This is a genomic window from Candidatus Zixiibacteriota bacterium (assembly GCA_040753875.1).
GTDB lineage: Bacteria > Zixibacteria > MSB-5A5 > GN15 > FEB-12 > DATKJY01.
The window spans coordinates 1-12,727 of the sequence record JBFMDV010000021.1 but is presented as its reverse complement, the minus strand read 5'-3'; the positions used below and the strand labels follow the sequence as shown (position 1 = coordinate 12,727).

The 12,727-nt window shown below is 57.3% G+C and carries 5 protein-coding genes; 2 read left to right on the top strand and 3 right to left on the bottom strand.

Annotated features, from left to right (window positions below):
- Window positions 1–185: 185 nt before the first annotated feature.
- Window positions 186–2,633, bottom strand: coding sequence for a dockerin type I domain-containing protein (locus AB1644_07175; protein MEW6050826.1), 2,448 nt, complete (start codon window positions 2,631–2,633; stop codon window positions 186–188).
- Between the two features lie 134 nt (window positions 2,634–2,767).
- Between AB1644_07175 and lipA the strand changes: the two genes are divergently transcribed.
- Both lipA and AB1644_07165 read left to right on the top strand, forming a co-directional pair.
- Complete coding sequence (gene lipA, locus AB1644_07170; GenBank protein ID MEW6050825.1) at window positions 2,768–3,643, top strand: lipoyl synthase; 876 nt, start codon at window positions 2,768–2,770, stop codon at window positions 3,641–3,643.
- A gap of 109 nt (window positions 3,644–3,752) precedes the next feature.
- Window positions 3,753–5,270: an HD domain-containing phosphohydrolase gene (locus AB1644_07165; GenBank protein ID MEW6050824.1), complete on the top strand. Its 1,518-nt coding sequence runs from the start codon at window positions 3,753–3,755 to the stop codon at window positions 5,268–5,270.
- On the opposite strand, the gene AB1644_07160 is transcribed toward AB1644_07165, so the two are convergent.
- Together AB1644_07160 and AB1644_07155 are read right to left on the bottom strand one after the other, a co-directional pair.
- Window positions 5,245–6,303 carry a site-2 protease family protein gene (locus AB1644_07160; GenBank protein ID MEW6050823.1) on the bottom strand — a complete coding sequence of 353 codons (1,059 nt, stop codon included), beginning with the start codon at window positions 6,301–6,303 and terminating at the stop codon, window positions 5,245–5,247. The two genes, AB1644_07165 and AB1644_07160, sit on opposite strands and share 26 nt — an antisense overlap.
- Before the next feature lie 368 nt (window positions 6,304–6,671).
- Complete coding sequence (locus AB1644_07155) at window positions 6,672–11,864, bottom strand: PQQ-binding-like beta-propeller repeat protein (protein MEW6050822.1); 5,193 nt, start codon at window positions 11,862–11,864, stop codon at window positions 6,672–6,674.
- Window positions 11,865–12,727: the final 863 nt, after the last annotated feature.

Below are 12,727 nucleotides of genomic sequence, written 5' to 3'. Positions count from 1 at the left end.
TGCTGAATGTGTATTGCTGGTCTGACCTGTCCTTGTGGTGAATGTGATGATTAACTTGCACGGCTCTCTGAATGTTGCAGCATGAAACCGCGACCTACAACTGATGTGGTAGTCGTAAGCTTCACATACAAAGGCCCCGCCGATGGGCGGGGCCTGGGTCCTATTGGCTCTCTCTCTTCAATAGCTCAATAGCACGGTGATGAGGACGTGCCAAAGAGGTAGTTTATGTAGTAAACCATATCGGCGATGTTTATATAGCCGTCGCAGTTGCAGTCGGCTCGGCCAAGACCTCCCACCGGAGCAACTCCATTGTGGCGAATGACATCGATCAGCACGTACAGGTCGAGGATATCCGATGCTCCGTCGCCATTATAGTCCCCCTTTGCAAACTGACTCAGGCAGGAATATTCGAGCAGGACGGTGGAACTACCGCGATATGAGGTGGCGTCGCGTCCGATCGCTGTGAAGAAGTACCGACTCCCTTCGATCAAACCGGTGGGGGGCCAGTTGATGGACCAGCCGTCGGCGCCGCTCAAATCGGCTGCGACGAGCGTTCGATTCACGGTCCAGGCTTTGGCCAACATCGAGACCATAATATCGACGCGATGCCAGGAACCGTTCACATACAACTCGCTCGCACCAAGACTCAACCGCATCGACGCAGTCTCAATGGCTCCGGATATGGGGTTCATGATGGAAACTGAGTAGCTGCTGTCGGGATTTATCCAGCCAGTGAAGCCATCGACTGCCACCCAGAGGCCGGGCGCTCCGCCGAGTCCCAATATCACCGATCTCTGTTCTTCCTCGGCCCAGGTGCGGAGTTCGAAGTAGTCCGGAGTTCTCCGGTAGACGAAATCGAGTTGGTCACCATGCGCCAGGGAATATGAGGTCAAGCCGGTCAGCAGGTCTTCGTCATAAGTTCCCTTATTCGTCCGTGTCTTGAAGGCCGTGGCCAGTCGTTCGGCCACGTCGACGAGAGAAAGCTGTACGGCTCCCTCTCTCATTGTTAGTGTGAAGTTCCGGTCAAACCAGACCTTGACTGCCACTGCGGCTGCGACCGGGGCGCTGTAATAGTCTCCGAATTCGCCGGCTGCGGCCGGGTTGCCGTCAGACGGGTTCCCGTTGGCATCGCCGACCGAGTGCTCATCAAAAGCTGCCAGCCCAATGCTGTAATTCGCAAGCGCATTGGAGCGGTACAATTGAATGTTCGACATGTCTTCATCGGAACACTGTAAGACGAATGTCTCGGCCAAACAGAGAGTATCGCCGTTGGCGGGACTGACGATGCGGGGAATGGGGGGCGTTGGCTCAAGATAGACGGTCGTCGTGGCGTACGCGCTTCGCCCGAGCGTGTCGTAGACGGTGGCACGAAGCGTATAGGTCCCCTCTGCCAATGACGCGAAGTTCCAGTCCCAGTTGTATCCGCTGCCGGCCATGGCGGCTGTGACGCCGTCGCGAAGCGGCCTCGTGCCGTCGAAATCCCGCCCGATTTCAACGAACGTACCGCCGCCGGAATACTCGAAAGAAACATAATCGATGATCGTCGATCCCAAGATCTCCGCCGCCCAGAGGTCGACCGAGCCCATGAGGAGATCGCCGTCATTCGGATTGACCAGCACAATTTGTGGCGCCGGTTCGCTGCTTCCGTACACGCCGGTGGCAATGACAGTGGAGCACTGGGGAAGACCTGTCCAGATTGTGCAGGAATAGACTCCCACAATTGTTGGCTCGAAACGGACAGTGACGGTCCGACTCTGGCCGGGAGCGAGTGAAAACGAGCCGCCGCCAGAGGCAAGACTATACTGCGGGCTTGTCTCGCTGATGGTGCCGTTAAGCGTCGTGCCACCGCAGTTGTTCAGAGTGAACATCAGGTCCTTGAACTGGCCGATTGGTACTGTGACGAAATCGAGTAGCGTGCCGGGCGTAATGTCGCAGCAGTCCGTACCGCCGGCACCGCCGGTGGTGCCGTTGACGTACATGGCCAGACGACCCGGGAAATTGAACATGGAGTTGTTCACGAGATCGACAAAGCCAATGGTGGTGTCCCAGATGTTGTAGGTGAAGCATTCCCGTGGGTCGTTGTCACAATACACGGAAGGATTGGACGCTATATCGATAGCTGAACCAAGAAAGAATCCCGCAAAGAACGGGCCGTTGACAACGATTGGTGTATCGAGAGGAATCCAGATCATATAGCCACCCGGCCCTGGAACATCGATCTGCCAGTCTGATGAAATCGCCAGCGTGTTGCCGGGGTACAGGCATAAGGGGATACTATTGTCGGGAGACTCGACATCGACCGACACCGTGAAACTCACCGCCGCGTCAAATTTCATCGGCATATTGATCTCGCGGACGGTGAAAGGGTACGGTGACGGACACTGGGTAGCCGGGTCGATGTAGGCTTTGTACAATTCATTGCCAAGCACCCAGCCTTCGATCCAGTAGGCGATGGCCGAGTCGTTGCCGGCGGTGCAGGCTTCGGCAGCGGCAAAGGAACCGATGCTCCCCAGACTCTGGGACGGCAGGTCGATGATGCGCTCGACGCGGGCCTGACGCTTATCGGCGGCTGATAGGGAGGTCGACAGCCCCAGCAGAATCAGCAGGCCGCTCGCAGCTATGCGCAAAGACATGAGGGAAGCTCCTTAGTCGTCGGTTCATACCCTTTCCCTTGATTATCGAGCGAATTTCCATATACTTGACCCGCTGTCGATTTTCCCAGTCGACACGTTTTGACGGGAACGCGATGGTCGAGGATGTGCAACAATTGAACAGCGGCAAAGTGACGACGACTCCGGCTCGTAAGCCATCGTGGCTGACGGTGAAGCCGTTCGGCGGCGAGGAGTATCGTCGTGTGACAGCGCTCCTCGGAAATCTTGGCTTGCACACGGTTTGTCAGGAGGCCAATTGTCCAAACCGCGGCGAGTGTTTCAATCGTGGTACCGCCGTTTTTCTCCTGATGGGTCCCACCTGTACGCGCAACTGTCGGTTCTGTGATGTTCGACCGGGCATGCCAAAGCCGCTTGATCCCAATGAGCCGGCTCGAGTTGCCGCAGCGGCGTCCGCCCTTGCCTTGCGACACGTTGTGATCACGTCCGTCACCCGTGATGATCTGGCCGATGGCGGCGCTGCGCATTTTGCAAGTACCGTTCGCGAGGTCCGCTCAAAACTTCCTGCGTGTACTATCGAGGTTCTCACTCCGGATTTTCGCGGCAGCGACACGGCGCTTGCGACTGTGATGCAATCGTCGCCCGACATTTTCAATCATAACATTGAGACCGTGCCGCGACTTTACGCGAGCATTCGGCCCGCCGCCAACTACCACCAGTCCTTGGAGCTATTGCACCGCGCCCGTCATTCGCATAATGCCTGTACGAAATCGGGTCTGATGGTGGGCCTTGGTGAAACGGCTGAAGAATTGAAACAGGTGTTCAAGGAACTCGCCGATACCGGCGTTTCAATCCTCACCATCGGACAGTATCTTGCACCCTCGCGTGAACATTATCCTATCGCTCGCTACTATCACCCGGATGAATTCGTACAGCTCGAGACGTGGGCGCGCGAATCAGGCATCGGAACAGTGGTTTCGGGTCCGCTGGTTCGCTCATCGTATTTTGCCGACGTCATAGCCGAACGGCTATAGTCGAAAATCCCCAAGCGCAATTATCAGACAGATACGGAAAGCGCCGTTATGTTTGTCCGGCGACGTCCGAAAGTATAGGGTAAATCGACGTGGGAAAGCGCGAGAAAGTATGACCAACCCAGGCAATCTCCGACTCGTAGTGGTCGACGATGAAAAGTATATTTGCGACATCATTGTCGAATCATTGACGGCCGAGAAGTACGACATCATCTCGTTTACCGACCCGGTCAAGGCGATCGAACATTTGCACGAAAACCCGGTCGACCTCGTGTTGACCGACCTGGTGATGGGGGAATCATCGGGCGTGGAGGTCCTCGAAGTTGCGCTCAAGGAACACCAGGACGCGATCGTGATCATTATGACGGCCCACCCGACTGTCCAGACGGCCATCTCTGTTCTCAAAAAAGGGGCCTACGATTTTCTAGTGAAGCCGTTCAAGCTCGAAGTGCTCAAGGCGGTGATCCGCCGGGGGGTTGCGCATCAGAAAGTGGTGCGCGAGAACCTGACGCTGAAAGGGCAGGTCGAATTCTTGAAGGCTGCCGGCGCATTCACTATGGGTATCGATATCGATCAGTACCTTCGTATGGTCCTCAGCTCCTGCAAGACCGAGTTGGGTGCGGCGGCGGCCGGCATTATCGAAATCGATCCGGTCCAGGGGAGAATTATCCGGACCGTTCATGAATCTGATGACGAAGCCCACACGGCGGCCGTGCTCGAAGACGCACATCTGCTCAAGTTCACGTATACGAAGAGTCCACAGCCTCATATCACCAGCTCGCCGATCAAGATCGAAGATCAGATGATGGTGCGGACGTTCATCTCGTCACCCATCTTCGTACGGCGGACGCTGCACGGCGTCATCAATCTATTGGTGCTGGATCGCTTCCAACGGGTCTACCCGGCGCAGTTGAACGCGCTGAATATCCTGACCAATGCAGCGGCTTCGGCCATTTCTAACCAGAAACTATACGAGGACTTGCAGACCTCGTATCTGCAGGCGATTCGTGCGCTGGCCAACGCCATTGAAGCACGCGACTCGCACACGGCCGGTCATACCGACCGGGTGATTCGTCTGGCCGAGCCGGTGGCCCGCGAAATGGGCTGGACCGGTGCCCGCCTGAACAGCCTCGTCATGGGCTGTACGCTGCACGATATCGGCAAGATCGGCGTGCCGGATTCTATCCTCAACAAGCCGGACCGGCTCACCGACGATGAGCGCCAGCGCATGATCAATCACCCGCTGGTCGGGCTCAAGATCGTGAGCGGTATCGACCTGTTCAAAGCGGCCGTACCGTACATCATCTCCCATCATGAACGGTACGACGGCAAGGGGTACCCCAAGGGGCTGCGCGGAGATGAGATCCCGGTGGAAGGACGCCTGCTGGCAGTGGTCGATACGTTTGATGCCATCCTGTCGGATCGGCCATACCGCAACGGCGCGTCAATCGAGATCGCTCTCAGGGAGCTGGTCACCAATAAGGGGAAACAGTTTGACCCGGCAATAGTCGAAGTGTTTCTCCAGGTGTTGCGCGAGAAGAAAATCAATCTCGAAGAATTGTACGGGCGCTCTTTCGATCTGAGCTGCCTTGAGACAATACCGTCTAAAACTGAAACGGTGCCGGTGTAAGAGAGAGCGCGAATATTATCAGCGCCACAACCCCCAGCGCCAGGGCGGAACGTCCGATCGGGTGGTGATCGTCGAGTGTGGGGGGATGAGACACGCCGAAGATCAGTCCGAACGCCGCGAACAGCCACCAGCCCTCCCATTTCAACCCCAATAGCGCAAGACCAATCCATGCTGCCCAGCCGAGCAGTCGTTGCCGTTTTGGCGCCAATCCGTAGAGGATATGCCCGCCGTCGAGCTGCCCGACCGGCAAAAGATTGATGGCCGTCACCAGCAGTCCCACCCATCCGGCGAATGCCGCTTCGCTCAGCATATAGTCGTACCCTGCGGGCGGCGAGGCCATCAGGGCCGAGCTGAGCGCTTTCATAATCACCGAATCTCCCAACCGGAGCGCATTCTCGCCGGTCATGGCCACCAGCGTAGATTTGGGCAGCCCGTATATCAACCACCCCAGTGCCACAATCCACCCGGCTACCGGGCCCCACGCGCCAACTTCAATGAGGTCTCTTCGATTCCAAAACGGTGACTTTGATTTGATGATCGCCCCGAATGTCCCGATCAGATTGGGCGCCGGAAGAAAATACGGCCACGACGTCACGATCCCCCGTCGCCGTCCGGCGACATAGTGCCCCATCTCATGCACGAACAGAATGGACATCATCGCCGCCATGAATTCGAGTCCGGCACCCTGCTGCAACCGCGACCAGAACTCCCCCTGCGGACTCGTCATATACACTGGCACCAGGTAGGTTGTCAGAAGTGTGGCGACAAACAAGACGATGTTGACAAGAGGGATTCGGACATGTCGTTTCGGGTCGATGGTCAGCAGCGCCGATTCCCCCGGTCGGGCTTTGAGGTCGAAATGATAGCCGCTGGTCCGGAGTCGCTCGTTCAACAGATATGCGGTTCGCTCGGGGTCGGCGCGGCTGGTCATGGAGAAGACAAACTCCGGCCCCTGCCGGTACATGGCGTCGACCGCGTACAGGTCGGCGAGCAGCCGCGAGATGTTGTGAAGTTCGCGTTCTTCCTTGGACATGAGACAAGTATACGCGTCCTTTCGATTTGCGGGCCAGAAAAAAAGAGGGCGGGCGGTGGCGTCAGGTCACACTTAGCCAGCTTGCGATTTTGTGCCGCACCTAACAGGTGCGAATTGTTGCGATACGCATCTTGGCATCGGCACACCTGATAGGTGTGGCACAAGCGTCAACGAAGGCATGGTTCGCGCTTCGACTCCGCTCAGCGCGTCACGCCGCAAACGTTGGTATGTGAACGGCAGACGTCCCCGTCTGCCGGAGCTGGCACACGAGGACGGGTGCCAAGCACAAGCATGACAAAAAAAGAAGCGAGGGCAAGTGCCCTCGCTTCTTTAGTCTAATGACCAGCTTTGGTCAACGACCTGAGAAATTACAACCCCACTATGAACGCGCCACTCGGGCAATCGCCATAGTTGAAGTAGTAGTTCACCAGGAAGGTGACGTCGGCAGCGTCGGTAGCGCCGTCAGCGTTCACGTCCGACAAATGAGCGAACGGAATCGCACCCGGGCCACCGGCAACGGTCTGGGTCAGGTAAACAATGTCAGCCAGGTTAATGGTGTTGTCATTGTTTACGTCGCCGCGACCATAGCCGACCCACTTGTTAACCAAGCGAGCCAGGGCCGCATAATTGGAACCATCGTGCGGATTAGTCAGCCCGAGGAATCCAAAGTGAGCCACGCCAAACACGAGCGTATCGTTTCCGGTGAAGTCGTGCTCGATGAAGGTGGCATGCATCTGCTGATCACCACCGGACTGCCGGATGTTCTGTGAAGTCATAGAACCGGACGGCAGACTCATGTAGTAATAGGCAGAATCCCAGTACGGGTTGCCACGACCATCGGTGTCTTCAAACTGACCCTGCAGAGACTGCAGCGCACGCACGTTCTTCATGGGTGCAATGCCGCAGCCGCCGAACGGCAGCTTCACCATACCATACGCATCGCCGGTAGCCGGCTTGTTGGCGTTAAACGACCAGACGGTCGAAATGCTCTGGTCCATAGCGGCCGTATCGGTGCCAACATCATAGTCGATGTCGGAAGCGAACTTCCAGCCCGGAACAGCCTGTCCGAACCGCGGGAAGAACTTCATGACTTCAACCGTCACGTTGTTCAGCAGCTCGAAACCGACAGGAGCGTCTTCAACCGCAAAGGTCTTGCTGTTGCAGTACAGACCCATGGTCAGCGTGTCGTCGAACGGAGCGCCGTACCATCTCCAGTACCAGCCGGTACCGTCGTCGAAGTTCTGGACGGAATCGATGTAGCTCTTGCAGATGATGTTGCCAACCAGCGGGGTATAGAGACCCACACCGGTGAGCGACACGGCGCCAAGGGTGGCACCCGTCGTCAGCGCGGGCTTGCAATCGCCGTCGCAGAAGTTCGGATCCGGCTGCATGGAAATCCATGCATCGTTCTCGCCACCACCCGAGGACCAATCCTGCGTGTTCATGGCAAGGCGGAAGGAATCCACGCCGAAGAGATACGTGCCCTGATAGAAGATCGCATCTTCGCCGTCGATGTCAAACGCGTGCGGGGTCCAGTCACCGGTACCCAAACGGCCGGTGTTGGTTACCCACTGCATGTTGGCACTGGCAGCGCCGAAATTCAGCGCGGTGGTGTCAATCAAGCAGCCACCAACCAGCGTGATCTTCACTTCCGGCAACAGGGCTGAAGTGCCCAGCCAGAAGTCGGGATCATCGGTCGTGAACTGCGCGTAAGCGACGTTCGGACCACGGTTCACCAGCGGGCCATTGACGTTGAGAATGATGTCGGCGGTGTCACCCGCAGGGATCACAAACGGGCCAATGACGCCGACGTTGATGAACGGCGGGACAGCCGCAGCGGCCTTGTTAAGAGCCGGCTTGACGGCAATCTCACGATTCTCCACGAGCATCTCGTCGCCCTTGGCAGCAGGATGCCACTTGGCAAACGACGCGGCGTTGGCAGCCAGGTTGTTGGCTATCGACGAGGCGTTCGCCATAGCGTCGTCGCTGACGCCCGAGAACATCGCCGCGCCCGGGGTCTGACCGTTGGTCACATCCGAGAAAGCGATGGAGGCAACGTTCAACGCAACGCAACCGGTGTTGGTGTACACGTTCGGTACCGTCACCATAGTCGGATTCGGTGAACCGAACGGAACCGGCAGCGCTATCGCGTAGTGGAGAATCTCCAAACGGGCCCGGTCGGTCTGCTTGGACATGTCGATGACGTCGCCGTAGCGATCGCCAAAGACCAAATGACCCGGAGCAGCCGCACCCGCGCCACCAATGTTCAGAGAGGCGCTGAGGTGGTCGATGCGACGATGGTAGATTTCGTCACCATTGTCGGCATTGACACAGCTCAGGTAGCCGTTATCAGAGAATACGAACAACTGATCCGGAGCACCGGTCTCGCAGGTCAGGACACCGTTGGTACGGAACGGACCAGCGTTGTCGTCCGCGCCGAGATACGTAGCATAGGAGAGAGTACCAGTGTACCGACTGAAGGCCAGCAGGAAGCCACCCGACGGAGGGGTGACCCAGCGGCTGCGAGTCGGAATATAAACGCGATTCTGGTCAATAATCGGATTGCTTACACCGCCAAAGGAGGAGTTGGAAGCAACCGCGCTCTTCAGCGCGCCGGAGGCCGAGTTCAGGCGATAGAACACACCATCGGTCGGGTGATTACCGATCCCCATGGTGGCGTTGGCCCAAACCGTGCCATCGTCCGGTGTGACCGCCACGGTCGCATCGAAGCCTTCCGCACCAGCACCGAGACCTGGGTACACGACAGTACCCTGAAGGCCGGCGGAGGTGGAAAGCTGCCATACGATGCTGCCATCGACGAGACTGAGAGCGAACAGATCGGCGTTCAAGCCGTCGATCTTGGTGCCGCAGTAATAACGCACGCCGTCGGTAGCGCCTGACGCCAGGGTCGAACCGCCCACGTTGGTGGCGTTGGCCAGGCCGACACCCCACGGAGCATAGGCAGTACCGAGGTTCGCATCGACCGCAAACACCTTACCGCCGTCCGTACCAAAGATTACGATTTCGGTACCGGCCACGGTCTGGACGGTGAAGTTCGTGTACCGGGCAACACCAATGTTGCCAAGACCGGCCCACCCGTTGGTCGGGCCAATCCGCCAGCGCTCCACGGGGAGAGCCGGGTTGGTGATGTCATACGCCGCGACGGCGTTCTGGCTGCCGCCCGCCACGAACAGGGTCCGGATGCCGCCCACCGTTGCAATCGTCGGAATGCAGCGGATGTTGGTGGAACCCATGATGCCCGGGTCGTTCAGGGTGGAGAGGACAGCGCCCGTGGCAAGATCGAGGATCTTGTACTCGGCGGTGAATGACATGACAACTTCGTTACCGTCGATAATAGGACCAACGAACGTTGCGAGCTGGGTCGGATGCTGATAGAGCCAGTTCAGAGTCAGATCGCAATAGGCATCGGAAAGTGCCACGTTCGAATGGTTGGTGCGCTGATAGTCATGACCGGCAGTCGGCCAGACATCAGGAGTCGCACAGGTGGCTTCGTTCGGTGGAATTGAGCAGAAATCCACCTCGAAGATGGCGTTGGCCAGGTCACCGGCTGCGGCATGACGATTCTGCCAGTAGTTGGCTATAGGATCGTTCCGTAACTGCCACATACCGCCGTTGAACATGATGTGCGGCGGTGAAGTGTGGGAACCGACCATGCGGTCGCCGCCAAAGTACCAGTATTCAGCAGTCGAATCGGTGGGAGCGATTTCCGCAGTGACATAGAAGTTGCCGGGAACTACAAACCCACCGGGGATTACCACTTCCGTCCACCCATTAATGGTAGGCGAGAGTTGAGCATAGGTCAGCGTCGTTGACCACAGTGTCGCACCGGGACCCATCGCACCGTTGTCAGCATCGATGCTGACTTTCAGGCTCGGGGTACCGTTGGTGCAGCACGGGTCGCCAAAGAGGGCGTCATCAGCAACGACGAAGCCGATCTTTTCGACGCGGTTCGGCGCTCCGCCAACACCACCCTGGATCATCTGGGAGACCGCGCGGCGCGAGAAGCCGATAGCGGCGTATCCCAGGCCCCAGGCAGTATTGAAGTAGCCGTCGTGTGTAGCCTGATGCTGACAGGTATAGAACTCGTCCTTGCAGCGAACGGAGCCGATCAGGAAGCCCAGATCGAGACCCAGGTCGGTATCCCACGTAGCAACAGTCGTGCAACCCACGGCCGCGCCAGTAGTGAGCTGCCACGGGCAGGTGTCGCCGGTGAAATTAGACGACATGCCGGTCTGGTCATTGTTGTTCGGACCGCCGCCTTCAAACGAGGTAGCGAAATACAACACGCCAGTAGCACCGACATCGCTGGTCATCTTGGCGGACAGATGGAAGGCGCCAAGAAGAACGAGGTTGAACGAACTGAAATCGATATCCAGAGTATTCCAGCCGGTGGTTGCGCCAAGTCCGGTGTTCGGGAACAGACCCACACCGCCTGGCAGCGTCACCGTGGCCAGAGGCCCGGAGGCATAGTCAACCATGCCGGCATTGTCACCCCAGACAGAGATTTCAACGCCGTTGGTGCTGGCACCGGTGTAGGCGCCATCGTTCAGGTAATAGTGACGCCACCGCACAGTCTTCAGCGTATCGGGACCAGTCGCCACGAAGCGCTGAGCCATACCGTTCAGAGTGCTCCCGGTCGACCAGGCAGGATCCGGGACAGCCCAGAGCCACACATAACCGCCGAAAGACATCTGCGTGAAGCACTGAGTATAGTGCTCGCAGGACCATACGCGAAGACCCCAGTCATAACCGGTATCGTCGCCAAACAGAGTCGGCAGATCATACCATGTGCCGGCATAATAATAGGTGCTCCGCCCAGAGACGGCATTGGTGCAGCCAAAATCATTACCGGAGGTTGACCGCAGAGTCAGTGTGTCGCCGAAAGCAGCGGTCGGACCGTAGCCAACGCTAACATGGTACGCCCCACCAGCTACCGTTATCGGTGTCGGCAGGACCAGAGTTACGAAGGCTCCGGAGCCGCCCACCGCCAGATACGGCAGAGCGAAGTCGGCAAAGCCCATCAGAGCATTCGGCAGGCCGCCGGCATCGTCATAGACCGAAACGCGGATCGGCACTCCGGCGCCACCGAGATGGCTGGCTTCGGAAACTCGAACCGCGACTTGATAAACATCGGCCACATACAAGGGGTAGTTGTAGTTGTCGTAACGGACGGCAATCTGGTCGGTGACCGGTGTGCCTGTTCCGTCCTCCATGCCCCACAGATACGCGTAGCACGGGATACCAGTAAAGTACGCAGAGTAGTAGTCCTGGAAGAAGCACTGCGTGGTATCCGGAGCCGGCGCACCCGGGGTCATGTCAGCCGCCGTCGGCAAGGCCTGAACGCGAGGCCAGGACTTGTTCGGCGTGTTGACTTGACCGGGCTGGAGTTGAGCCTTGGACGTGGTACCCGTTACAGTGGGTAGGTCACGATCCTTAGGATCAAGATCCCGTGGTATGTCCGATGGGTTGGAAAATGCTGTACCGTTAAAGGCAAAAAGGACGCCCAAAACGAGTACCGCGGTTAACAGTCTTTTTAACATTTAATTCCTCCTTAAATAAGGAACGAGTAAATCCGCCTTCTGTGGTCCGGAGCATATACCAGATATACCGAGGTTATCGGCAACCATGCGGGATATGTCCATAATCTCATGATGTCTAGGGAAGGGAGAGATTCTAACCACCGTTAACGAATTCATTATGATTCCTATCTTGGAGTCTGGATCGTCGGAGCCACCTCATCACATGGCTTCGCGGTCCAAGTATAGTCGTGCAGTAAATTACTTAGTCGCTTCTGGACGCTTATATCAGGTGAACTAACTGAGTCACCTCCTGAAATGATTCCACTAAAAGGTTCACGGTTCACGGTTACGCATCGATAGTGGAATGAGTGGGAGGATGAACAGGGATACGGTGAAGGGTAAGACGTCCGAACGAACGTTCTGTCAGTGCAGTATGTGAGAACAGCAGACAGAACTCACCGTTCGGGTGGGTCCGTTCACTTTACCAATCGACTGTTCTTAAAAGAGGAATACTTGTTATAGCCGAATCTAATTTGGCTCTCGGATCCGCCTATAATGCGTCACACACGCTCGACCCTAAGGTAAAACTTTTCCACATGTTGTCAAGAAATATTTGGAACCTTTTTCCCAAAAACGACAGAAAACGGTTGGATTATCCGCCAAGGGGTGTCAAGACCCCTGCCCACGTTGAGCCTCTGATAGGGTCTTGACCTACACAAAACTCAGTTCTTGTAGGTCAAAACCCAACGGAGGATTTTTGGAGAGGGGTTTTGACGATTCGGGGGAGCATCGGTGGCGGTTGATGTCAAGACCCCCCCCTGTTTGGCCTCTGGTGGGGTCTTGACCTACACGAGCTCGCGAAAAGTGTCGGGCGGGGACGCCCG